Origin of the sequence: Pseudomonas sp. 2FG, assembly GCF_005502935.1 — a bacterium.
GTDB lineage: Bacteria > Pseudomonadota > Gammaproteobacteria > Pseudomonadales > Pseudomonadaceae > Aquipseudomonas.
Map to the genome: position 1 here is coordinate 95,720 of NZ_SCMP01000001.1, position 25,078 is coordinate 120,797.

The 25,078-nt window shown below is 61.2% G+C and carries 18 protein-coding genes; 5 read left to right on the forward strand and 13 right to left on the reverse strand.

Annotated elements, in window-relative coordinates; genetic code table 11:
• The first annotated feature begins 6 nt into the window (after positions 1–6).
• Positions 7–825 (forward strand): pyruvate, water dikinase regulatory protein, encoded by an 819-nt coding sequence (locus tag FFS13_RS00430; RefSeq protein ID WP_137817159.1) that lies wholly within the window; start codon positions 7–9, stop codon positions 823–825.
• A gap of 110 nt (positions 826–935) precedes the next feature.
• On the opposite strand, the gene prpD is transcribed toward FFS13_RS00430, so the two are convergent.
• The 6 genes from prpD to FFS13_RS00460 all read right to left on the reverse strand — a co-directional run bounded on the left by prpD (position 936) and on the right by FFS13_RS00460 (position 9,196).
• Positions 936–2,420, reverse strand: coding sequence for a 2-methylcitrate dehydratase (gene prpD / locus FFS13_RS00435; protein ID WP_137817160.1), 1,485 nt, complete (start codon positions 2,418–2,420; stop codon positions 936–938).
• 93 nt (positions 2,421–2,513) lie between these two features.
• Positions 2,514–3,704 carry a 2-methylaconitate cis-trans isomerase PrpF gene (gene prpF / locus FFS13_RS00440; RefSeq protein ID WP_137817161.1) on the reverse strand — a complete coding sequence of 397 codons (1,191 nt, stop codon included), beginning with the start codon at positions 3,702–3,704 and terminating at the stop codon, positions 2,514–2,516.
• A gap of 59 nt (positions 3,705–3,763) precedes the next feature.
• Positions 3,764–6,358 carry a Fe/S-dependent 2-methylisocitrate dehydratase AcnD gene (acnD, locus tag FFS13_RS00445; RefSeq protein ID WP_137817162.1) on the reverse strand — a complete coding sequence of 865 codons (2,595 nt, stop codon included), beginning with the start codon at positions 6,356–6,358 and terminating at the stop codon, positions 3,764–3,766.
• A 1-nt stretch (position 6,359) separates the two neighbouring features.
• On the reverse strand, positions 6,360–7,523 hold the full coding sequence (prpC, locus tag FFS13_RS00450; RefSeq protein WP_137817163.1) for a 2-methylcitrate synthase: 1,164 nt from the start codon (positions 7,521–7,523) through the stop codon (positions 6,360–6,362).
• Positions 7,524–7,592: 69 nt separating this feature from the next.
• Complete coding sequence (prpB, locus tag FFS13_RS00455; RefSeq protein WP_137817164.1) at positions 7,593–8,477, reverse strand: methylisocitrate lyase; 885 nt, start codon at positions 8,475–8,477, stop codon at positions 7,593–7,595.
• On the reverse strand, positions 8,474–9,196 hold the full coding sequence (locus FFS13_RS00460) for a GntR family transcriptional regulator (protein ID WP_137817165.1): 723 nt from the start codon (positions 9,194–9,196) through the stop codon (positions 8,474–8,476). Before FFS13_RS00460 ends, prpB begins: the two co-directional genes overlap by 4 nt.
• Positions 9,197–9,498: 302 nt before the next feature.
• Here FFS13_RS00460 and FFS13_RS00465 point away from each other — a divergent pair, with 302 nt between their 5' ends.
• Genes FFS13_RS00465 through FFS13_RS00475 form a run of 3 tightly spaced genes read left to right on the forward strand, consistent with a single transcriptional unit; the run spans position 9,499 to position 12,557 of the window.
• A complete protein-coding gene (locus tag FFS13_RS00465) occupies positions 9,499–10,035 on the forward strand; it encodes an ATP-dependent zinc protease (protein WP_137817166.1) in 537 nt (178 codons plus the stop codon).
• Positions 10,036–10,040: 5 nt separating this feature from the next.
• A complete protein-coding gene (locus tag FFS13_RS00470; protein ID WP_137817167.1) occupies positions 10,041–11,567 on the forward strand; it encodes an inactive transglutaminase family protein in 1,527 nt (508 codons plus the stop codon).
• 6 nt (positions 11,568–11,573) lie between these two features.
• A complete protein-coding gene (locus FFS13_RS00475) occupies positions 11,574–12,557 on the forward strand; it encodes an alpha-L-glutamate ligase-like protein (RefSeq protein ID WP_171006395.1) in 984 nt (327 codons plus the stop codon).
• Positions 12,558–12,644: 87 nt separating this feature from the next.
• On the opposite strand, the gene FFS13_RS00480 is transcribed toward FFS13_RS00475, so the two are convergent.
• The 7 genes from FFS13_RS00480 to FFS13_RS00510 all read right to left on the reverse strand — a co-directional run bounded on the left by FFS13_RS00480 (position 12,645) and on the right by FFS13_RS00510 (position 23,475).
• On the reverse strand, positions 12,645–13,805 hold the full coding sequence (locus tag FFS13_RS00480; RefSeq protein WP_137817169.1) for a MalM family protein: 1,161 nt from the start codon (positions 13,803–13,805) through the stop codon (positions 12,645–12,647).
• Positions 13,806–13,810: 5 nt separating this feature from the next.
• Positions 13,811–15,403 (reverse strand): outer membrane protein transport protein, encoded by a 1,593-nt coding sequence (locus tag FFS13_RS00485; RefSeq protein ID WP_137817170.1) that lies wholly within the window; start codon positions 15,401–15,403, stop codon positions 13,811–13,813.
• 18 nt (positions 15,404–15,421) lie between these two features.
• Positions 15,422–16,429 (reverse strand): transporter, encoded by a 1,008-nt coding sequence (locus FFS13_RS00490; protein ID WP_137817171.1) that lies wholly within the window; start codon positions 16,427–16,429, stop codon positions 15,422–15,424.
• Positions 16,430–16,483: 54 nt separating this feature from the next.
• Complete coding sequence (locus FFS13_RS00495) at positions 16,484–17,245, reverse strand: C39 family peptidase (protein WP_137817172.1); 762 nt, start codon at positions 17,243–17,245, stop codon at positions 16,484–16,486.
• Between the two features lie 90 nt (positions 17,246–17,335).
• Positions 17,336–17,791: a DUF6160 family protein gene (locus tag FFS13_RS00500; RefSeq protein ID WP_137817173.1), complete on the reverse strand. Its 456-nt coding sequence runs from the start codon at positions 17,789–17,791 to the stop codon at positions 17,336–17,338.
• 240 nt (positions 17,792–18,031) lie between these two features.
• A complete protein-coding gene (locus FFS13_RS00505) occupies positions 18,032–20,764 on the reverse strand; it encodes a LuxR C-terminal-related transcriptional regulator (protein WP_137817174.1) in 2,733 nt (910 codons plus the stop codon).
• Positions 20,761–23,475 carry a LuxR C-terminal-related transcriptional regulator gene (locus tag FFS13_RS00510; RefSeq protein WP_171006384.1) on the reverse strand — a complete coding sequence of 905 codons (2,715 nt, stop codon included), beginning with the start codon at positions 23,473–23,475 and terminating at the stop codon, positions 20,761–20,763. The genes FFS13_RS00505 and FFS13_RS00510 overlap by 4 nt, the downstream gene beginning before the upstream one ends.
• Positions 23,476–23,638: 163 nt before the next feature.
• On the opposite strand from FFS13_RS00510, the gene pabB reads away from it, so the two are divergent.
• On the forward strand, positions 23,639–25,003 hold the full coding sequence (gene pabB / locus FFS13_RS00515; protein ID WP_137817175.1) for an aminodeoxychorismate synthase component I: 1,365 nt from the start codon (positions 23,639–23,641) through the stop codon (positions 25,001–25,003).
• The last annotated feature ends 75 nt before the right edge of the window (positions 25,004–25,078 follow it).

Consider the following 25,078-nt stretch of genomic DNA (forward strand, 5'->3'; position numbering starts at 1 on the left):
GTGCAAATGAAACGAACCGCTTTTTTCATCTCCGATGGTACCGGTATTACGGCGGAAACCCTCGGCCAAAGCCTGTTGGCGCAGTTCGAAAACATCACCTTTCACAAGCTCACGCGCCCCTACATCGACAGCGTTGAAAAAGCGCGGGCCATGGTACAACAAATCAATACAGCTGCCGAGGCGGACGGGGCTCGCCCGATCATCTTCGACACCATCGTAAACCAGGACATTCGCGACATCTTGGCGAAGTCCGACGGCTTTATGATCGATATCTTCTCCACTTTCCTGGCCCCGCTGGAGCAGGAACTGACCTCGCATTCGTCCTACTCAGTCGGCAAATCACACTCCATCAATTCCAACTCCAACTACATGGAACGAATCGAGGCGGTGAACTTCGCCCTAGACAACGACGACGGCGCCCGCACCCACTACTACGACAAGGCCGACCTGATCCTCGTTGGTGTATCGCGCTGCGGGAAAACCCCGACCTGCCTGTACATGGCCTTGCAGTACGGCATTCGCGCGGCCAACTACCCCTTGACCGAAGAAGATATGGAGCGCCTGCAACTACCTGCCGCGCTCAAAGCCTACAAGGACAAGCTGTTCGGCCTGACCATCGACCCCGATCGACTGACTGCTATCCGTAACGAGCGCAAACCGAACAGCCGCTATGCCAGCTATGCGCAGTGCGAGTTCGAAGTTCGCGAGGTCGAGCAACTGTTACGCCGGGAAAACATCCCCTTTATCAATTCCACACACTTTTCGGTGGAAGAAATCTCCGCCAAGATCCTGGTGGAAAAAGGCGTGGAAAGAAGGCTGAAATAGGTTTCGAAACCCAGCTGGGTTTCGCTAGGCTCTACCCAGCCGACATCTGGACGTCAAAACCATCGCAAAAAACAAAGCCGGCATTGCCGGCTTTGTTTTGTCTTCCCACCTCAGATCACAAACAGATCCATAAAGCGGTTGACCGGGATCGCCTCCAGTTTCGCCTGGTCTTTGCACAGGGCGAAAATTTCCGCGCTGCGCTGGCCGGTGAACTTGGTGGCCAGGTTGGCTTTGAACTTCTCCTCCAGCAGCGGGATACCATCGGCACGGCGACGGCGATGGCCAATCGGGTACTCGACAGCCACTTGTTCGGTCGAGGTGCCGTCCTTGAAGAACACCTGGATGGCGTTGGCGATGGAACGTTTGTCCGCTTCCAGATACTCGCGGGTGTAACGCTCGTCTTCGACTATGACCATCTTCTCGCGCAGCTCGTCGATGATCGGGTTGGCCGCATGGAAGTCGTCTTCGTACTGCTCGGCCACCAGGTTGCCGAAAGCCAATGGCACCGCCGTCATGTACTGAATGCAGTGATCGCGATCTGCGGCGTTAGCCAACGGGCCGACCTTGGAGATGATGCGGATCGCCGACTCGTGGGTGGTGATGACGATCTTGTCGATCTCGTGCAGACGATCCTTGACCTGGGGATGCAGCGTCACCGCCGCTTCACAGGCGGTCTGCGCATGGAACTCGGCCGGGAAGCTGATTTTAAACAGCACGTTTTCCATCACATAGGTGCCGAACTTCTGCGAGAAGCTGAACTGGCGTTCGTCTTCGGGCTTGAGCGCCAGATCTTTGTTGGTGTGGCTGAACAACACGTCGTAGAAGCCCCACTGCGGCGCAGTCAGCACGCCCGGGATGCCCATTTCGCCACGCATGGCGATATCGGCCAGACGTACGCCACGGCTGGAAGCATCGCCGGCCGCCCAGGATTTACGCGAGCCGGCATTCGGCGCATGACGGTAGGTCCGCAACGCCTGACCATCGACGAAGGCATGGGACAGAGCGGACAGCAGTTGCTCGCGGGTGGCACCCATCAGCTTGGCGGTCACCGCAGTCGAAGCCAGCTTGACCAGGATCACGTGGTCCAGGCCGCCGCGGTTGAAGGAGTTCTCCAGGGCGAATACACCCTGGATCTCGTGCGCCATGATCATCGCCTCCAGCACCGCACGCATGGTCAGCGGGGCTTCACCCTGGGCGATGCGCTTCTGCGACAGGTGATCCGCGACCGCCAGGATGCCGCCGAGGTTATCCGAAGGATGCCCCCACTCGGCCGCCAGCCAAGTATCGTTGTAATCCAGCCAACGCACGATGCAGCCGATATCCCAGGCCGCCTTGACCGGATCGAGGCGAAAGCTGGTGCCCGGCACGCGTGCGCCGTTCGGCACGATGGTGCCTTCGACGATCGGCCCCAGGTGTTTGGTGCACTCAGGGAAACGCAGGGCCAGCAGACCGCAGCCGAGGGTGTCCATCAGGCAATTGCGGGCAGTATTCAAGGCCTCGACGGACTCGATCCTGTAGTTCAAAACGTAGTCGGCGATATCCTGCAGGACTGTGTCGTAGTCGGGACGGTTGTTCAGGTCAACGTTGGCGCTCATCATCGATTCACTCTGCTAACGCGTCGTTAAGTGCAGGTTAAATCAACCACAAGAACCCTGAATGGGTTCTTGTGGATCAAGCGGTAGCACACCTCAGAATGCATCACCCGGCACGCGCACCCAGCCTTCCATCAGCACCCGGGCGCTGCGGCTCATGATGGCCTTGGTCACCGTCCATTCGCCGTCGATCTGGCTGGCTTCGGCGCCCACGCGCAGGGTGCCGGAGGGGTGGCCGAAGCGCACCGCGCTGCGCGCACCGCCGCCCGCGGCGAGATTCACCAGGGTGCCCGGAATCGCCGCGGCGGTGCCGATGGCCACGGCGGCCGTGCCCATCATGGCGTGGTGCAGCTTGCCCATGGACAGCGCACGCACCAGCAGGTCCACATCAGCGGCCGCCACGGGCTTGCCGCTGGAGGCGAGGTAGTCGGTCGGCTTGGCGACGAAGGCAACCTTGGGCGTGTGCTGACGCTGGGCGGCTTCGTCCAGAGTCTTGATCAGCCCCATACGCAACGCGCCGTAAGCACGAATGGTCTCGAACATGGCCAGCGCCTTGGGGTCGCCGTTGATGTCGTCTTGCAACTCGGTACCGGTGTAGCCGATGGCATCCGCGTTGACGAAGATGGTCGGGATGCCGGCATTGATCATCGTCACCTTGAGCCTGCCGAGGCCGGGCACCTCCAGCTCATCGACCAGGTTGCCGGTGGGGAACATCGAGCCGCCCGCGCCGTCCTCGTCGGCGGCCGGGTCCAGGAATTCGAGCTGGACTTCGGCGGCCGGGAAGGTCACGCCGTCGAGTTCGAAATCACCGGTTTCCTGCACCGCGCCCTGGGTGATCGGCACGTGGGCGATGATGGTCTTGCCGATGTTGGCCTGCCAGATGCGCACGCTGACCACGCCGTTCTGCGGGATGCGATCGGCGTCCACCAGACCGCCGCTGATGGCGAACGAGCCGACCGCGGCCGACAGGTTGCCGCAGTTGCCGCTCCAGTCGACGAAGGGCTTGTCGATGGAGACCTGGCCGAACAGGTAATCGACGTCGTGATCGGGCCGGCCGCTCTTGGACAGGATGACCGTCTTGCTGGTGCTCGAGGTCGCCCCGCCCATGCCGTCGATCTGCTTGCCGTAAGGGTCGGGGCTGCCGATCACCCGCAGCAGCAGCGCATCACGCGCCGCCCCCGGCACTTGCGCGCCCTCGGGTAAATCCTGCAGGCGGAAGAACACGCCTTTGCTGGTGCCGCCACGGATGTAGGTGGCGGGAATCTTGATCTGGGGTACGTGGGCCATGGAAATGTTGTCCTGAAAAGGCTGGAGCGGAACGTTGCCGTCCCGCCTCAGCGCGTCGCTTAGCCAGCCGTAGCCGATTCGAGGAAGTCCTGGGCGAAACGCTGCAGCACGCCACCGGCCTCATAGATCGACACTTCTTCGGCGGTGTCGAGACGGCAGGTGACCGGCACCTCGACACGCTCACCGTTCTTGCGGGTGATGACCAGGGTCAGCGTGGTACGCGGGGTACGCTCGCCGATCACGTCGAAGGTTTCGCTGCCGTCGATACCCAGCGTCTTGCGGTCGGTGCCCGCCTTGAACTCCAGCGGCAGCACGCCCATGCCCACCAGGTTGGTTCGGTGGATGCGCTCGAAGCCTTCGGCGGCGATGGCTTCCACACCCGCCAGGCGCACGCCCTTGGCCGCCCAGTCACGGGACGAACCCTGACCGTAGTCGGCGCCGGCGATGATGATCAGCGGCTGCTTGCGCTCCATGTAGGTTTCGATGGCTTCCCACATCCGCATCACCTGGCCTTCCGGCTCGACCCGCGCCAGCGAACCCTGCTTGACCTTGCCGTTTTCCTGCACCATCTCGTTGAACAGTTTCGGGTTGGCGAAGGTCGCCCGTTGCGCGGTCAGGTGGTCACCGCGGTGAGTCGCGTAGGAGTTGAAGTCCTCTTCCGGCAGGCCCATTTTCGCCAGGTATTCGCCGGCGGCGCTGTCGAGCATGATGGCGTTGGACGGCGACAGGTGATCGGTGGTGATGTTGTCCGGCAGTACCGCCAGCGGGCGCATGCCCTTGAGCGGACGCGCCCCGGCCAATGCGCCTTCCCAGTACGGCGGACGACGGATATAGGTGCTCATCTCGCGCCAGTCGTACAGCGGCTCGACCTTGGGGCCGGTGTCTTCGTGGATGGCGAACATCGGGATGTAGACCTGGCGGAACTGCTCCGGCTTGACCGAGGCCTTGACCACCGCGTCGATTTCTTCGTCGCTCGGCCAGATGTCCTTGAGGCGGATTTCCTGGCCGTCGGCGGTCAGGCCCAGTACGTCCTTTTCGATGTCGAAGCGGATGGTCCCGGCGATGGCGTAGGCCACCACCAACGGCGGCGAAGCGAGGAACGCCTGCTTGGCGTACGGGTGGATACGCCCGTCGAAGTTGCGGTTACCGGACAGCACGGCGGTGGCGTACAGGTCGCGGTCGATGATTTCCTGCTGGATCACCGGATCGAGCGCGCCGGACATGCCGTTGCAGGTGGTGCAGGCGAAGGCCACCACGCCGAAGCCCAACTGCTCCAGTTCATGGGTCAGGCCGGCTTCGTCCAGGTACAGCGCCACGGTCTTCGAACCGGGCGCCAGGGACGACTTGACCCAGGGCTTGCGCGTCAGCCCCAGCTTGTTGGCGTTACGCGCCAGCAGGCCGGCGGCGATCACGTTGCGCGGGTTGCTGGTGTTGGTGCAACTGGTAATGGCGGCAATGATCACCGCGCCGTCCGGCATCTGGCCCGGTACCTCGTCCCACTGGCCGGCAATGCCTTGAACCGCGAGGTCCGCGGTGGCGACACGGGCGTGGGGATTGCTCGGGCCGGCCATGTTGCGCACCACCGAGGACAGATCGAAGTTCAGCCCACGCTCGTACTGCGCGCCCTTCAGGCTGTCGGCCCAGAGGCCGGTCTGTTTGGCGTAATTCTCCACCAGCTGCACCTGCTGGTCTTCACGGCCGGTGAGTTTCAGGTAGTCGATGGTCTGCTGGTCGATATAGAACATCGCCGCCGTGGCACCGTATTCCGGAGCCATGTTGGAAATGGTCGCGCGATCGCCCAGGGTCAGCTTTGATGCGCCTTCACCGAAGAACTCCAGCCAGGCACCGACCACTTTTTGCTGGCGCAGGAACTCGGTCAGCGCCAGCACCATGTCGGTGGCGGTGATGCCCGGCTGCAGCTTGCCGGTGAGTTCGACGCCGACGCTTTCCGGCAGGCGCATCCAGGAGGCGCGGCCGAGCATGACGCTTTCCGCTTCCAGACCGCCGACACCGATGGCGATCACCCCCAGCGCATCGACGTGCGGGGTGTGGCTGTCGGTGCCGACGCAGGTGTCGGGGAAGGCTACGCCGTCACGCGCCTGGATCACCGGCGACATTTTCTCCAGGTTGATCTGGTGCATGATGCCGTTGCCCGGCGGAATCACGTCGACGTTCTTGAAGGCCTTCTTGGTCCAGTTGATGAAGTGGAAGCGGTCTTCGTTACGCCGGTCTTCGATGGCGCGGTTCTTTTCGAACGCCTCAGGATCGAAGCCTCCGCGCTCAACGGCCAGGGAGTGGTCGACGATCAGTTGGGTCGGCACCACCGGGTTGACCTGCGCCGGGTCGCCACCTTGCAAGGCGATCGCATCACGCAGGCCGGCCAGATCCACCAGCGCGGTCTGGCCGAGAATGTCGTGGCACACCACCCGGGCCGGGAACCAGGGGAAGTCCAGATCGCGCTTGCGCTCGATCAGCTGGCTCAGGGAAGCATTCAGCGTCGCCGGATCGCAGCGACGCACCAGGTTTTCCGCCAGCACGCGCGAGGTGTACGGCAGCGTGTCGTAGGCGCCGGGGGCGATCGCCTCGACCGCGGCACGGGTATCGAAATAGTCCAGCGCCGTGCCAGGCAGGGATTTACGGTATTGGCTGTTCATCTTATTTACGACCCTTGAGCGGCACGAAGGTCAGGTCTTCCGGCCCGACGTAGTTGGCGCTCGGGCGGATGATCTTGCCATCGATACGCTGCTCGATGACGTGGGAGGACCAGCCTGATGTGCGCGCGATGACGAACAACGGGGTGAACATGGCGGTGGGCACACCCATCATGTGGTAGCTGACGGCGCTGAACCAATCGAGGTTGGGGAACATCTTCTTGATCTCCCACATGGTCGACTCCAGGCGCTCGGCGATGTCGAACATCTTGTTGTTGCCCTGCTCGGCGCAGAGCTCGCGGGCGACTTCCTTGATCACCTTGTTGCGCGGGTCGGCCACGGTGTACACCGGGTGACCGAAGCCGATGACCACCTCCTTCTTCTCCACGCGGGCACGGATATCGGCCTCGGCCTCATCCGGGTTGTCGTAGCGCTTCTGGATCTCGAAGGCCACCTCGTTGGCGCCACCATGCTTGGGCCCGCGCAGCGCGCCGATGCCACCGGCAATAGCGGAGAACATGTCAGAGCCGGTACCGGCGATCACCCGGGAGGTGAAGGTGGAGGCGTTGAACTCGTGCTCGGCGTACAGGATCAGGCTGGTGTGCATGGCGCGCACCCAGGATTCGCGGGGCTTTTCGCCATGCAGCAGATGGAGGAAGTGACCACCGATGGAGTCATCTTCGGTTTCCACCTCGATGCGCTTGCCGTTATGGCTGAAGTGGTACCAGTACAGCAGCATGGAGCCCAGCGAGGCCATCAGCTTGTCGGCGATGTCACGGGCGCCGGGGTGGTTGTGGTCGTCCTTCTCCGGCGACAGACACCCCAGCACGGACACCCCGGTGCGCATCACATCCATCGGATGGGCGGACGGTGGCAACTGTTCCAGGGCACTCTTCAATGCCGCGGGCAGGCCGCGCAGCGCCTTGAGCTTGGCCTTGTAGCCGGCCAGCTCGGCGGTATTGGGCAGCTTGCCGTGCACCAGCAGGTGAGCGATTTCCTCGAACTCACAGGTGGTGGCGACGTCGAGAATGTCATAGCCGCGATAGTGCAGATCGTTGCCGCTGCGGCCGACGGTGCACAGCGCTGTGTTGCCGGCGGTGGTGCCACTCAGGGCAACGGATTTCTTTGGCTTGAAGCCTGGGGTGGTGGTTTCTGGGGTCGCACTCATCGCTTATCTCTCCTCATCCGATCCGGTCGGGTAGTTCTTATATGCAGGCGGCTAAGACCTGCGCTCCGGTTATTTTTTGGCGGCGAACAACGCGTCGAGGCTCTGCTCGAAGGCGTGGTAGTTGATGCGCTCGTAGAGCTCCATGCGCGTCTGCATGGTGTCGACCACATTTTTCTGCGTCCCGTCGCGGCGCACCGCCATGTACACGTTCTCGGCGGCCTTGTTCATCGCGCGGAAGGCCGACAGCGGGTAGAGCACCAGCGACACGTCGACCGCGGCCAGCTCTTCCGTGGTGTACAGCGGCGTGGCACCGAACTCGGTGATGTTGGCCAGAATCGGCGCCCGCACCCGGTCGGCGAAGGTCTTGTACATGGCCAGCTCGGTGATGGCCTCGGGGAAGATCATGTCGGCGCCGGCCTCGATGCAGGCGGCGGCGCGATCCAGGGCCGCGTTCAGCCCCTCGACCGCCAGCGCATCGGTACGCGCCATGATCACGAAGCTGTCATCGGTGCGTGCATCGACGGCCGCCTTGATGCGGTCGACCATTTCCTGCTGCGAGACAATCTCTTTATTCGGCCGGTGGCCACAGCGCTTGGCGCCGACCTGATCCTCGATATGGATGGCGGCGGCGCCGAACTTGATCATCGATTTAACGGTCCGGGCGACGTTGAATGCCGAAGACCCAAAGCCCGTATCGACATCCACCAGCAGCGGCAGGTCGCAGACATCAGTAATCCGCCGCACGTCGGTGAGCACGTCGTCCAAACCGGTGATACCCAAATCCGGCAAGCCCAACGAACCGGCCGCAACGCCGCCGCCGGACAGGTAAATGGCCTTGAAACCGGCACGCTTGGCCAGCAACGCATGGTTGGCATTGATCGCGCCGATCACTTGTAAAGGGTGTTCTTCAGCAACGGCATCGCGAAAACGCTGGCCCGGTGTCTTGACACTCATGACTCACCTCTAGGTTTGGCTGTCTTGGGTTGCGCGCCCTGGTAATGGCGCTCGATATTGCGCTTGGACGCACCGATATGCCGACGCATCAGCAACTCGGCCAGTTCACCGTCACGGTCGGCGATGGCATCGAGAATTCGGTGGTGCTCGTTGAAGGCCTGCCGCGGCCGGTTAGGCGTGGCAGAGAACTGCAGGCGATACATGCGCACCAACTGGTACAGCTCGCCGCAGAGCATCTGGGCCAGGGTGCGGTTACCGCTGCCCTGGATGATCCGATAGTGGAAGTCGAAGTCGCCTTCCTGCTGGTAGTAGCCGACGCCCGCCTTGAACGCCTCGTCCTGCTCATGCAAATCGAGCAGACGGCGCAGTTCGTCGATTTCCGCTTGAGTCATGCGCTCGGCCGCCAGGCGACAGGCCATGCCTTCTAACGACTCGCGGATTTCGTACAGCTCGATCAGCTCGGCCTGGTTGAGCGAGACCACCCGCGCACCGACATGCGGCACCCGCACCAGTAGCTTCTGCCCTTCCAGACGATGGATCGCCTCCCGTAGCGGGCCGCGACTGATGCCATAGGTGCGCGCCAGCTCCGGCTCGGAGATTTTGCTGCCGGGAGCTATCTCACCCCGGACTATGGCCGCCTGAATACGCCGGAAGACATGCTCCGAAAGCGTCTCGGAGTCATCTTGAGCGTTTAGAGGGGATTCGATGACGCCCTGCATATTGTCGACACACCGTTAAATATTTCGGCAAAAACTACCCTCAGCAATGCATTCTGTCAAACAAGCCAAAACTATTGTCGACAATCTTTTAATAAGCAAAAGATTTAAATTCACCGAAGCTACTTGCAGAAACACCCATAAGCGCCTGTCGCCGCAGAAAATCCCCATGTTAGAATGCGGCCCGTATGCGCCCGGCCAGGCACCTTTGTTCTGCCTGCTAAGCTTCCATGCCTGGCGCGCCGGACTGACCTGCTACGCCGCCGATACCCTGACCCGATAATCGCGATCCACCTTTAGGACTTATGAGACTCAAGCCCTTAGCCCTGCTGTTTTGCCTGATTCTATTGCCCGGCATGAGTCTCGCCGCCGACAAGACCATCTATGGTCTGAACGAATACGCTCAGCTGCCCGATATCAACCAGCAAGTGGCGGCAAAACTGGATACCGGCGCTAAAACGGCCTCCTTGAGTGCACGTGACATCAAACGCTTCAAGCGTGATGGCGAAACCTGGGTGCGTTTTTATCTAGCCATCGACGACGCTCACGCCCACCCCATCGAGCGGCCGCTGGCACGTATCAGCAAGATCAAACGCCGTGCTGGCGACTATGACCCCGATGAAGAAAAAACCTACACCGCCCGCCCGGTGATCGAGCTGGACATCTGTATGGGCAAAGCCTTACGCAGCATCGAAGTGAACCTGACTGACCGCAGCGCCTTCCAATACCCGCTTTTGATCGGTTCCGAAGCACTCAAACGCTTCGACGCACTGGTCGATCCGAGCCTCAAATACGCAGCAGGGAAACCCGGCTGTGCCACCGACGCAAACTCTGCCGAGTAATTCACATGCGCTCTCTTAACCTACATCTGAAAGTCCTGATCGCCATCCTGGTGACCTTGGGCATTCTGATCACGGCGTACCAGATTTTTATTGTTGGCATCCCGATCACCGAGGCTGAAACCGATGATCTGTGGAATATCGACGCCAAAGTCGAGTTCCAGGCCAACCCGAAGAATCCGGTCAAAGTGCAGATGTTCGTGCCGCCGCTGAGCCAGGACTACGTCAGCCTTAACGAGAGCTTCATCTCGAATAACTACGGCGTGAGCATTAACCGCATCGATGGCAACCGTAAGGTCACCTGGTCGGCCCGCCGGGCCAGCGGTAACCAGACGCTCTACTACCGCCTGGTGCTGACCAAACGCTACAGCGGCGAGAAGCCCAAGGCCAAGGGCCCGATCTTCCGTGACAGCATTGTCGTAGAAGGCCCGGAGAAGATTGCCGCAGAAGCCCTCCTGGCGCCCATTCGGCAGCATTCGGCGGACGTGGAAACCTTCATCAGCGAGACCATCAAGCGGGTCAACAACGCCAACGACGACAACGTCAAGCTGCTGCTCGCCGGCGATGCGTCAACCCCGAACAAAGCCAAAACCATCGAGTTGCTGCTGTCCATCGCCCATGTGCCGATGGAGCGCGTCCACACCATTCGCCTGATGGCTGATCAACCGCAGAGCCCAGAACTCTGGCTGCGCAGCTTCGACGGTGAAAACTGGCTGTACTTCAGCCCGGAAACCGGCGAACAGGGCCTGCCGGCGGACCGTCTGATGTGGTGGACCGGCGATGAACCGCTGATCAACATCGAAGGCGGCAAGAAAGTCCAAGTCAGCTTCAGCCTGAACAACAGCGAGATGAATGCCATCCGCCTGGCCAAGCTGACCGACGAGAGCACCGAAGCCGACTTCCTCGAATACTCGCTGTACGGCCTGCCGCTGCAAACTCAGCAAACCTTCATGATCATGGTGATGATCCCGATCGGCGTGCTGGTGATTCTGGTCCTGCGTAACCTGATCGGCCTGCAGACCCTCGGCACCTTCACCCCGGTGCTGATCGCCCTGGCCTTCCGCGAGACCCAATTGGGCTTCGGCATAGTGCTGTTCACCATCATCACCGCGCTCGGTCTGTCGCTGCGTTCCTACCTTGAGCACCTGAAGCTGCAGATGTTGCCCAGACTCTCGGTGGTGCTGACCTTCGTCGTGGTGCTGATCGCCACCATTAGCCTGTTCAGTCACAAACTCGGCCTGGAGCGCGGCCTGTCGGTTGCCCTGTTCCCGATGGTAATTCTGACCATGACCATCGAACGCCTGTCGATCACCTGGGAAGAGCGTGGCGGTGGTCATGCCATGAAGGTAGCGGTCGGCACACTGTTCGCCGCAGCCCTGGCGCACCTGCTGATGAGCGTGCCGGAGCTGAATTACTTCGTGTTTACCTTCCCGGCTGTGCTGCTGATTCTGGTGGGCTTCATGCTCGCGATGGGCCGCTATCGCGGCTACCGCCTGACTGAGCTGTTCCGCTTCAAAGCCTTCCTGAAGGATTGAGCCATGATCGGTCTCTGGAAGACGTGGAAAGCCCTCGAAGCCAAAGGCATCATGGGCATCAACCGGCGCAATGCGGACTATGTGCTGAAATACAACAAACGGCACCTCTACCCGATTGTCGATGACAAGATCATCACCAAGCAGCGCGCCATCGAGGCCGGTATCCATGTGCCCGAGATGTACGGGGTCATCGAAACCGAGAAGCAGATCGACAAGCTCCACGAAATCATCGGCGAGCGCAGCGATTTCGTGATCAAACCGGCGCAAGGTGCTGGGGGTGACGGCATCACGGTGATCGCCGACCGCTTCGAGGATCGCTACCGCACGGTCTCCGGCAAGATCGTCAGCCATGAAGAGCTCGAGCACCAGATCTCCAGCATCCTCACCGGGCTCTACTCGCTGGGCGGGCATCGCGACCGCGCACTGATCGAATACCGCGTGACACCGGATCAGATCTTCAAAAGCATCAGCTACGAAGGCGTACCCGATATCCGCATCATAGTGCTGATGGGCTACCCGGTGATGGCCATGCTGCGTCTGCCAACTCGGCAGTCCGGCGGCAAAGCCAACCTGCACCAGGGCGCCATCGGCGTCGGTGTCGACTTGGCGACCGGGGTGACTTTGCGCGGCACCTGGCTGAACAACAAGATCAGCAAACACCCGGACACCACCAACGCGGTGGACGGCGTGCAGCTACCGAACTGGGACGGCTTTATGAAGCTGGCCTCCGGTTGCTATGAGCTGTGTGGCCTGGGTTATATCGGCGTCGACATGGTGCTGGATCAGGACAAGGGCCCGTTGATTCTCGAACTCAATGCCCGCCCCGGCCTGAATATCCAGATCGCCAACGACTGCGGCCTGACCCATCGCGCCCATGCTGTCGAGGCACGGCTGGCGGAACTGCAAGCCCAAGGCATCCAGGAAACCCCGGAAGAACGCATGCGCTTCGCCCAGCAGTTGTTCGGCCATGTGCATAAAGCAGAGATCTGATCCGCGAGCTGGTTGGTCCACCACCACAAAAAGCCCGGCCTAGTGCCGGGCTTTTTGCTGTTCACCGCTGGCTTTACAGCGTTGCGGTTAACGCACTATCGCCAACTCGAAACCACCCTGGTCGGCATGCGCATGGGTTTGCATGCCGGCGTCGTTCACTGCCAGGTCCTGCAACGGCCGCTTGAACGGCTTGTTGTCCAGGGTCTGCAGATGACGATCCTCGTCGGTGGTGAGCAGTAACACATAGCGCTCACCTTCCGCGGCCTTGACCGGCACAGTCCCCTCGATAAAGGCGAAGCGGTACCAGGTCTCGCCATGCAGTTGATAGACCGCATCGCTGACCAGGCGAGTCGGGCGTTTGGCCTCGTCGAGAAACAGCAGCGAGGGATACACCAGCTGCTTATTCGCGAAGCTGCGCACACGCAAACCATAAGTACGCTGTGAGCGCGGCAACTTCAGCGCCGCGTAGTAACTGCGGCCCATGGGAAAATCGAAGCTCGGCGAGAAGCGATTGAGCTCCTCGTAACGTGGCTCTTGCGCCGACAGTTTGGTAAAGGCATCGTCAGGCAGCTGCCCACAGCACTGATCCAGCAGACTCCGATAAAGCCCATCCCCGCCACCCTGGGCGCCTGCCAGTAACGCCTGCATCGCCGCGGTGGGCTGACCATCCAGGGCCGGCAATACCGCCGTCTTGCTGGCAAATTCGATCTGACGACCCTCCGTGTACTCGATCGGCTGCCCGCCACCCGTCGCCTTCTGTCCAGCCCCGCCGCCTGGCGACGGCACCGCCGAGTTGTGCATCCGCCCTTGCTCATCGACCCAGGTGTAGTACGGGCGGCCATGCTCAGGGCGCACGAAGTTGCGCCCCTCCAGCACATCGGCGTCGAGGTACTCAGCGGAGCGCTCGCCATTGGGCAGCAGCACATCGCGCGGCCCTGCAGTTTGTTGGGCGCCGGCATAGAAGCTGTTCTGCAGATTGCCGTTGGCATCGACCCAGGTGTAATAGCGGCGCTTACTCTCGCCAGTGTTTTTACTGCCCGGCCAGCGCGTCGCCGCAGCATCGCTCATTCGCGCCTGATCGCTCTGGGTGATGCGCCGTGCGGCCTCGCGCTGTTGCTCGGCGTAACGGCCATCGACGAAGGTGTTATGCACCCGCCCCTGGTCATCCACCCAGGTTAGATAACGACCGTTGCTCGCCTGTGCTTCGACTGCTGCAAGTAAAGTAAGGCTGATCAATAACCTGTGCATACCGCTTAAAAACTCGAGCTGTAGGTCAACGCCAGGACATAGGCCTTGACAGTGGTTTCAATATCTAAATCGGCATAAGGGTTGTACACGATGCTATCAATACCCGAGCAGTTGACGTTACAGCTAGTTCCCGCCGGAATGCTCTGCTTGCTGACCAGGTAGTTGAACCCCAGATCAATCACCGTATCCTGGTCCCAGCGATACCCCACCCCAAGCCCATAAAGATCGGCGTCCCCCAGCGGGGCCAGGGCATCGGCACGGTTGCCTGGAATGGCAGAGGGTCGTGGCTCATAACCGGCACGCAGGCTCAGTCGTTCATTCACGTCGTATTGCGCGCCGAGCGCCCAACTCCAGACCGACTCATAGCCCCGATCAAGCGTGATCGAAGTCGCTGTCGCATTGTTCGGCGAGAAGATCCTGGCAATCTTCAGCATGTCCAGCTCACGGTCAAAATTCAGCTCGAACTTGTCCCAGGCAGCATAATCGGTCCACTTCACATCGAAGTTGAACTGCCAATTACTGGCCGGCTTGAGTTTGATGCCGGTAGAAAAGTGCTGCGGATACGTCAAGTCCATCGACACATTGCCCCGCTCTTCGTCAACCAAGCCATCGGGGGTAATGCTGTTGAAGATGGCGCCGATCAGCGAGCTGTCCAGGCCCTGCCAGAAGCCTTGCCAGTCCTGCGTGTAGTCAACCTTGTACTTGCCCTGCAGGTGCATCTTCGCTTCACTCTGGTACACCGCCCCCCAGGCAAACCAGTCATTGGGCTCCCAGAGCACCCCCAGGTTCCAGGTGGGCGATAAGCTCTGCTGCATGTCGACGTCGAGATTGGCCAGATTGGTAAAGGGCCCGAACTCGCCACCACAGATATTCAACAAGACCTCAAAGGGGTTGCCATCGATCTGACAGAGCAGTTTCTGGGATACCCCAGTGAAGCCGGTCAGCAAGTTCGGCGCGCGAAAATCCTGATTAATTGCGACTGCCTGATCCGAGAAGTTGATGGAAAGCCCGAGTGAAATTTCATCATTCAACTGATAGCCCACCGACGGCGAGAAATAGGTCAGTCGCTGAATGACCACTTCCTTGCCCTGGTAACGTGCCGGATCATTATCATCCCGAGAAAAACCAAGCGCCTGCGGGGTATATACATCCGTGGCAAAGGTCAGCTTTGATCCCGGCGGATTGATCGAAATGCCGCCAAGCGGCATGAACAGCAGCGGCACCTCGGTGGCGCCGCCCAAACCCGGCAGGTATACCGCCGGCGTGGTAGTACGACTGGAAGAGTTGGCAATCGGGTCATCGCTCAACCCGATAAATTTGCTGCCGTAACCGGGGGGGGCATCAAAATCGGCACGAATATCCATCACCCCGGTAATGAGCTTCAGCGTGGTTTGCCGGCCTTTAAGCTTGGTCAACGCTGCCGGGTTGTAATGCACGGCATCGATGCCACTGAAATCCGCGGTAATGGCATTGCCCATCGCCATCGCCTTGGGGTTGCCAATGGTCAGGTTTTGCGCCAGCTGCGCCTGCGCGCCTGCGCCCCAGAGCAAAGCCGCCCCCACAATCGTCCGCTTCAGCGGCGAATTACGCATAATCATGACGTGTTCGCTCGCGGGTTATTGGGCCTTCAGGCCTTTGATATCCAGTGGCATCGACACCCCCAACAACACATCGGGCGAGTCTTCCGTCATGCCAAAACCGGCGTTGATGTTGACGATGTAGTCTGGCGAGGTCCTCAACCCCAGCGAGAAGTTCATCACCGCGCTGGTCTGCTCGGTACCCTCGAGCGTCGCATCGGCGAAGGAGTAAGTCGGCTTGAAGGTGTGCGCCATCTGGTAGGAGGTGGACAGCGACACGTCATAGGACAAGGCATAGGCGAAGCCCATGCTGAACGACAGGGTCGAGCCCGGATCGACCTCTTCCAGCCTTCGCCCACCGCGCACCTGACTGATGTCGGTCACTGGGAGGTTGTAGGTGTACCCGAGCGAGCCAAAGAGTACGACCGGGTCAATCACATACGACAGGTTGGCCCCGCCACCGAGACTGTAATAGCCGCTGCCGGTGGACAGATCCGATTCGCTATTGATGTCATACGGGCTGGTGCCGGTCGGCAAGCCTAGGGTGGCATACAAGGTCGTGACCGGTTTGCCACGCACCGAAGTCCATGGCTGCCAACGCAGGCTGGCAGACAGATCGCCCAGGCTATAAGCGTTCAGCTCACGTTCGGTGTCGTACTTGGCAATCAACGGCAAGCGCACACTGAAGGTCAGGTTGTCCCACACGCCGTAATCGAAGGTGAACGAGTTGGTGAAGGTGTGCTGCGCCTCACTTTGCCCAACCACGCTGTAAACGTTGTTGTTACCTGTGCGAAATGTCTCGATGACGGTATCGCGAACCAGGGAGTAGTCAAAACCATAGGTCAGTGTGCGCTCGCCTTTCTTGAGCAGTGTGTAACTCTTCTCGGCGGCCTGAAAGACCTGTTCGAGAGCCTTGGCACTGTCGGCGTCGTCATCTTTCTTACTCAAGGCCTCACGGGCTTGATCGACCGAAGGCTCGTCGGCCCAGAGCGGCCCACCCACCACTAGCGTCAGCATGGCGAACCACGCGCAGCCCTTTACTCCCATGACGCTATCCCCAGTTATTCTTTTGTTATGCCGGGCATTTCTTGCCGGAGATCGTTATTTGCGGCGGATGTACTGAATATCGCCCCCGGAACCCAGCTCGGTGGCCTGGTTCTCGGTGAACTTGCTGATCTGGGGGAACTCGCGAAAAGCCAACAGGCTTACCGTGCGGTCATCGATGATGCGCAAATCACGCTCGGTCAGAGCCATCGCGTTATGTGGTTCCTGCCCGCCGGGAAAGATCACGAACAGCACATTCTGATCCCAGATTTCCTCGAAGCGGGTACGGGTAAAACTGATATTGCCGAGGGCCGGGTCGGCGACAAACACGTGGTCGTTATAGACATCACGCACCACCACGAAATGCTTGAAACCGGCATATTCGATCGGCACCAGCGCCGGATGCTCCAACTCGTCCAGGTCGGAGAAGGCCGCGCGGAAGCCGCCGCTTTTGTAGCCCAACGCGGCGACGAAACGCTTCATGTCCAGCAGCGAGAAACCGCGCCGCTCGACAATCTTGTCCGCCTCGCCATAGCGCAGCAGACCCTCCATCACTTGGCGCTCTTGCAGATTACGGCCAAGGAAATAGTCGAGCATGCTGGTCAGCGCCGCCGAGCCGCAGCTGTAGTCATAGGCCTGACGGATCACATTGCGAAACTGCAACTGGCTCATCGGTTCCAAGGTCACCGACTCGCGCAGCGGGCCATTGGGCGTCAGCGATTGGGTGAGATTGACCGTGCCTTGCGGCGGCGGCTTGGTATCCACCGCCTCGGTGAAGCCGAGTACGCCGATCAGGCTACCCAGGAGAATCTCGATCATTTGCAGTCCTGATGGAGCGACTTTTATTAGGAAAGAAGCCTTACCAGCCGAGACTGATAAGGCTTTGAAGAGCTAACCGGCGGAGCTAACTCAGTGTCCCCAAACCTTGATGGTAGTACCGGCCATGTTGATGTCGGAAATGGCCAGCGAGCCGATGCTGGCAGCACCGGTGGTAGCGCCGGCGGCATAGGTACCGCCAACATAGATGCCGCCAACAGTGACAGTACCGGTCATGGCTGGCAGGCCGATGGCCAGCTGCTGCGTACCGCCAGCGTTGGTGACCACATCAACGGTCAACGGAGAGGCGTCGGAGATGGTGAAACCATTGAAGCCCACGTTAGTGATGTTCAGGCTGCCACCACCGATGTCGTTATCGGTGTATTTGACGTTACCAACGCTACCGCCGAAGTTACCGGCGATGCTGATACCGTCCTGACCGGTCACGGTGGCCAGCGCGGAGTCATCCATCGCCTTCAGATCGGCTTGAGCCATGAACGGAGCAGCCAGTACAGCAGCGGCAAGAACCAGTTGTTTGAAGCCTTTCATTGTTGTTTTCTCCAAAGATCACAGGTGGGTTATCCCCGGGCATTGTCAGCGACTCCTGTCACTGGCAACTGGACCGGCTAATGCCGATCTCCAGGTCTGACGTTGCTTCCCTAGTCACATCAGATCTGGATTCGTGAAGCACTGTGCTTCCCGCCCTGGCGACAAAACTACTGGGCCTGCTCCCGCCTGCCAGCCCATCCAAGGGATGGAGCAGGGCCGAGGGCTAGCCCTATCCCGTGATCAGGCCTCGCTCAACACCCCCAGGCTCTTACCTTTGAGTACCGCTTGCGTGCGGCTGCGCACCCCTAACTTGGCAAACAGGTTATGCAGATGCCATTTGATCGTGGCCTCCGACAAATGCACCGCCTGGGCAATCTCGCGGTTCGACAAACCCGCCGCCACGAAGCGCAGGATCTCCCGCTCACGATGACTAACATCTTGATTTTCATTGAATTTTTCAGGATCTATAGCTAACCGGCGACACTGTTCACGAAGCATCTCCGCCACCCCTTGCCAAGCGGCTGCACGCTTAGGTTGCGCCGCCCGCCAGGCGTCCCAGAGCGGTAGCAGCCACAACGCGTCATCCTGGAATAGCCGGCGGTAGCCACTGCTCCAGGCGTCTTCGAGGGTTGCCTGGAACAACGCAAAGGCTTTTTCGCTGTTACCTTTGCGCCAATACGCCACAGAAAGTAACAAGGACAGGCGCAAGCGCCGGTCACGTTGGTGCTCCGCGGTTTGTTTCGCCAAGCAGGCTTCCAGACCGGCCTGAGCCTTATCCGCACGCCGTTCGCAGAGCGCCAGGCGCGCTTCGGAAAGTGCCTGCGCGGTCTCTGCATCGAGGTAACGCCCCGCCGGCAAAACCGCCAGGTGCCGCTGCATTTGCAAGCACACGCGCTCGGCCTCATTCGGCCGTCGCAACCAGAGTAGAAACTGCACCTTGCAGCTCATGCCCAGAGCCAACACGCGCTCGTAACCCGCACCGTGCAGCTCTGCCAGCCATTCGTCGAGCAGGGCCAAGCCTTGCTCGGGCTCGCCGGCGAAGAAGCGGGCCCGCGCCATGACCAATTTACCCCGGCTAATCAACTCGATCGGCGTCGCCACATCGCGCCAGGTCGTGGCCTGCGGTAACTCGGCGAGAATCGCCGCATGCCGATCCTGCTCGTAGAGCAAATCCGCATAGGCCAGGGCCAATGGCCCACCGACCCGGCTGCGCCGGCCGAACACCCGCTCCACCCGCCCCCGTGCGGCCTCGGCCAGTACGCGTCCGTGCTCGGGCTCACCGTTCTCCTTGCAGATCAGTGCCTCGATCAAGCTGGTCATCGCATGCAGGTATTCACTTTCGCTCAGGCGTAAGTTGTCACGCGCCAGCGCAATCGACTTGGCGGCTTCCCCGAACTCACCGAGTAGCGTATAGGCCGTGGCTTGCACGCAGGACAGGCTGGCGCGAAATACCGGCTGATTATCCGGCGCCATCCCCGACCAGTGCCGCGCGACTTTCAAGCAACTTTCCAGCTTGTCCTGATACAGCAGCACCAAGGCCTTGAGCACCTGCGCTGCAGCCAACGATTCCAGCAAGCCGGAGTGCATACCCTTGCCATGGCCTTTGCCACGGCCTTGCAGCAAGCGCGCGCAGACCTCCTCGATCAGCGCTTCGGCATCGGCGAACTTTTGCTCGAAAGCCAGTTGCCAGGCATAGAAAATCTGAAACACCGCGTGCTCGCGAATCACCTCAGCGGGCACGCTCTTGAGTATTGCGAGAATGCCGTAAACCCGGTTGCTCGCGATCAAGCGCGCGCCTTGCCGCTCCAGCAACCGCGCCGCAAAGGCATAGTCGCGGGCGCGCAAGGCGTATTTGATCGAGCGATCCGGCAGCTCATGGCTCTCACACCAGCGCGCCGCAGCATGCAGCAAGGTCGTCGAATCGCCACGCTTGGCCAAGCGCCCCTGGAGGCATTCAGCAAACAGGGGGTGATAACGGAACCACTCACCCTGTTCGTCCAGCGGGATTACGAACAGCTGTTCGGTCTGTAGCCGCGCCAGCATCTCGAGGCTGTCGCGGCTCCCGGTCAAGGCATTGCACAACTGCGCATTGAACTCATCGAGCACCGAAGTCTGCTCGAGAAACAGCTGCAAGCGCTCCGGCAGACTGGCGAGCACGTCCTCCGCCAGATAGTCGGCGATAGTGCGTTCGGTGCCGGACAACCCCGCGAGAAAGGCGGCTCGATCCGGGTGCCGCACCAAGGCCAGCGCCGTCAAGTGCAAGGCGGTGATCCAGCCTTCGCTGCGCGCCTGCAGCCGGGTCAGCTCCGCGCCGCTCAACGACAGCTGTTTAACCTCACGAAAATAGGCTTCGGTCTCGTCACGCGTCAGCCGCAAGTCCTCGGTTTTAAGCCAGAAGGCCCAAGGCTGCAGCGACGGTTCCTCGGCCAACAGCCGTGGCTGGTAGCGCGTGCTGGTGATCAGATGCACAGTCGGCGGCAGATGCTCGATCAGGTAGCGCACGGCCGGCCCCAGCGCCGAATGACGAATGCGATGGAAGTCATCCAGCATCAGGTAGATATCACCTTCCAAGCGTTTGAGATCGGCGAGGAAAGCGTCAATCAGTGCCTCTTGCGGCCAACTCACATCAGCCTGCAACAACCCCGCGGTGTTGCTGCCGAAACCCGGCAGCACCGCGTTAAGCGCCGCCACCAAGTATTGCAACAGGCGCTGCGGCTCGCTGTCCGACTCATCGCAAGACAACCAGGCGACTCGCGCCCCGGCACTCAGCAGACGCTGGCGATACTGACTGAGCACGGTGCTTTTACCAAAGCCGGCCGGCGCACTGAGGATCACCAGGCGCTGTTCGCGCGCCGCGAATAACCGTTCGATCAAGGCGGCACGCGCCAACTGCGGCCGGCCGCCGGCAGCCGCCGGAAACAGCTTGGTGCGCAACAAGGGAAAAATCTGCAGATGCGGCAAAGGCATGGTCATGACTGGAGCAACCCCAGCTCGCGGGCGCGACGGATGGCTTGCGTCCGATTGCGCACCTTGAGCTTCTCGTAGATGTTATGCAGATGCCATTTGACGGTGCCCAAGGCTAGCGCCAGTTGCTGGCCGATCTCGTCATTCGACAGCCCCTTGGCGGCCAGCCAGACCACTTCGCGCTCGCGCTCGGTCAGCCCCTCTTCCAACACCTCAAGCGACTTACGCGCCTCCTGCCCCGGCCAAACCGCCAGCAGACCACGGATGAAGCCCTGCAACGCCGGCTGCCGCTCGGCCGCTTCCAAGTGCTGCAAGAGCAGGCGGATCGCCTCGCCTTCCTCGATGAACAGGCTGCGCACGCCTTCACGCTCGGCGCCGATCAAACACTGCACCAACAGCGTCTGCGCCCGCTCCTGATAGCCCAGGCGTTGGTAACTGAGCGCCGCGAGCAGATCCAGGCGTAACCGTTGCAGGCCATGCCAGCCGTCTTGCAACTGAGCGCGCAGTTGGGTGATCTCATGCAGCGCTTCGCTGTAATGGGCGCGCGCCTGCTGCAGGCGAACCCGCGTCAGACCCTGGACCCAGAGCACCGGATTAAAGGCCATCTGCCGATAACTGGCGGCCAACTTGCTCCAGTCCAGGCTCTGAAAGCGCTGCTCGGCGCGTTTGATCCGGTCCGTCGCCGGCTCCTGCAGAATCAGCGCGATCTCATCACCGACGGCCTGCGCATAGAAGCGCCAGGACTGATTACGCGCCGCCAGGTTCTGCATCAGCACCAGGCTGGCGAGCGCGTCCTTGGGTTTGTCCTGCATGCGCTGGGTGCGCGCCAGACTCAGCATGCCCTGGGCATAGAGGTCGATCGGGTTGATCACATCGACGGTCGCCAGCGCCCAGCACAGATGCTCCGCGACCCCCTCCAAACGCGCCTGGTGGTAGGCAATCAGTGCCTCGGTGATGGTCGGTAGCGCCAAGGCCCGCGCTTTTTCCCCGAACCAGGGAATCACCCGCGCGCGCAGTTGCTCGAACAGCAGCTGCGCCTGCCTGACCTGCCCTTGTTCGAGGCACAGAAGAATCTCGACATTCGCCAGCTGCATGTCCAGGTAGCGTCCTTCGAGGAAATGTTTGCGCTGTTGCGCCAAGGCCAGCAGACGCCGAGCCTGCTCGGGTTGCGCGAGCATGACCTGGGCCAAGGCGCCGATGATCAGCATGGCCACCTCCAGAAAGGCGGTATGTTGTCCCAGCTGCGCCTCGACCTTGCGCGCCAAGCTGACGCACGTCTCCAGGTCATCCTTCTGCAGGGCCAGCACGGCCTTGATCGCCAGGATGGCCAACACCCTGTCACTCAAGGGACCTGCGGGCTTGTCCTGGCCCCAACGCGCCAGCAGCTCATCGAGCATGCCGTTGGCTTGCGGCAACGACAGCTCCGTGGCACGCGTCCAGACATCGGCCAAAACCAGCACCGGGAAGCGCTCGGCAATCTCATTCGGCACGAGCTGGCGCCAGCGGTAGATCAGATTGAGCTGGCCGCGATTGATCAGCTCCAGGCCGCACCCATCGACCAGCGCGGCGAGCATCTGCGGATCCTCGGCCAGGCACGCGTGTTCGATGGCCAGGTTCTGCATATGGTGGTTGGTAAACCACAGGCTGGCGTTGAAGTGCAGCTGATTGAGCCGCTCCGGGTCGCGCTCCTTCAGCCGCGCACGGAGGAAATCCGCGAACAGGTTATGGAAGCGATACCACTGCCGCTCGCGATCCAGCGGTAGGAGGAACAGCTGCATCGCCTCCAACTGCTCCAGCAAGCGCTGGCCATCCTGGCGGCCGGTCAGCGCGTTGGCCAGATCGCCGCTCAGTTGCCTGGCCACGCCGAGGGCCAAGAGCACTTCCTGCATCTGCACCGACAACTGCTCGAACACACTGCGCAGCAGGTAGTCGCCGACCGCGGCCTGATCGCCGCCCATCTCGGCCATTTGCTGGGAGGCCTGCGGCCGATGGCGCAACCACAAGCTGGCCAGATGCACGCCGACCATCCAGCCTTCGGTATGCCCATGGAGTGCCGCGAGTGCCGCTTCGTCCAAGTGCAAGCCGCTGCGATCGAGGTAATCGCGGGTCTCCGACTTGGTCAGGCGCAGCTCTGGCGAACCGATCTCCAGCAGCAATTCCTTGGCCCGCCAGGTCGCCAGATTCAGGGCGGGCTGCGAACGGCTACCGATGGCCAGGGCAAATCCGGGCGGGGCGAACTTCACCAGCCGATTGAGACTGCTAAGCAGCTCGGTATCCTGGAGCAGATGCACATCATCGAGCACCAGCAGCAACGGCTGTTCATGCTGGGTCAGGTCGACCAACAGGCTTTCCATCACGGCCGCGACAGGCACCCGCATGGTGTTCTGCAGATAGCCCAGGGCATCCTCGCCGAGCCCAGGAATCGCGGCGCTCAGTGCCTCGATCAGTTGCAGGAAGAAGCGCGAAGGATCGTCGTCCTCAGGGCTCAGCGAAAACCAGGCCACGGCACTACCGACAAGGCCGCGGGCCTGGGCCATGGCCGCCAGCGCGGTGGTCTTGCCAAAGCCGGCAGGCGCGGAAAACAGCAGTACACGGGCATGCGGATGAGCAGCCAAGGCCGCTTGCACCTGGGGTCGGATCAAATAGTCAGCAGGCACTTGCGGTGGCGTCAATTTTGAGCGCAGTAAGCTACCGGCGGCTGGATCTAGCACTACGTCCATGGCCTGGATCCCTTGATAATTATTGTTATGGTGCGACCGTTCAAACGCTAGGGATCTATCCATACTAATCAGCTCACTATCTCCGAGTAAACCCACGCAGAAGCTCTAGGATGAATGCTGGCGGCGGTCTACAATCGGCTTCCGCGCTCGCCTGACCGCCCCCATGCCTACTTGTTCGCTACACCCACTACCCTATCGTGCAGATCCTGCCGACTACTTTGCAGCCGTGCGCCAGGCGCCCGGCGCGGTGTTGCTCGACGCCGGGCGGCCGCTGTCCCAGCGTGGACGCTATGACCTTATCAGCGCCTGGCCATTGGCAGAGCTGGCGCCGAACGCTGACGAATCGGCCAACGACTTTCTCCAACGCCTGCGCACAGGCCTGGCCAGGCTCGGTCCAGCCTCTACCCCGGAAGATTGCGAGTTGCCATTTGTCGGCGGGCTGATTGGCTATCTGGCCTATGACTTCGGTCGCCGGCTGGAGGCGCTACCCATGCAAGCCGTGAATGACCTGAATTTGCCCGATGCGCATTTCGGCCTCTACACCTGGGCCTTGATCAGCGATCACCAACTCGGCACCAGCCAGTTGGTGTTCCACCCGGCCCTGGCCAATGCGGAGCGTGAGCGCCTGCGCGAACTGTTCAGCCAGCCGACGGCCGAACCAGCCCAGCCCTTTCGGCTAGACACCGCGTTCCATGCCAACTTGAGCGAAACGGCCTACCGCCAGGCGTTCGAGCGGATTCAGGCCTATATCCAGGCCGGCGACTGCTACCAAGTGAACTTCGCCCAGCGCTTCCAGGCGCCTTGTCGGGGCGATCCCTGGGCGGCCTATTGCGCCTTGCGGGCGGCCTGCCCGACACCCTTTTCCGGCTACCAGGCGCTGGCCGATGGCGGCGCGATCCTCAGCCTGTCGCCGGAGCGCCTTCTGCGGGTCAGCCAAGGTCAGGTCGAAACCCGCCCGATCAAAGGCACCCGCCCCCGCGGCCTGACGCCGGAAGACGACGTCGCGCAGGCCAACGAGCTGCTGGCCAGCAGCAAGGATCGCGCGGAAAACCTGATGATCGTCGACCTGCTGCGTAACGACCTGGGGCGTAGCTGTAAGACCGGCTCGGTACGAGTGCCGGAGCTGTTCGTCCTGGAAAGCTACCCCAACGTCCATCACCTGGTCAGTAGCGTCACCGGCGAGCTGGCAGCGGGCAAGGATGCGCTGGATCTAATCGCCGGCAGCTTCCCTGGCGGCTCGATCACCGGCGCGCCGAAGATCCGCGCCATGCAGATCATCGACGAACTGGAACCGACGCGCCGGGCGCTTTATTGCGGCTCACTGCTCTATCTGGATGTGCGCGGCGAGATGGACAGCTCCATCACTATCCGCAGCCTGCTGGTGAAGGACGGTCAGATCAGTTGCTGGGGCGGTGGCGGGATAGTCGCGGACTCCAACTGCCAGGCGGAGTATCAGGAATCCATCACCAAGGTTCGGGTACTGCTGGAGACTCTGGAAAACCTCAACGCCCCCGACACTCCCGCGTAAGCAGCGACGTAGGGTGGATAACGCTCTTTTATCCACCAGCGCAGCAGCCTCGACGCCCCATGGTGGAAAACCGCT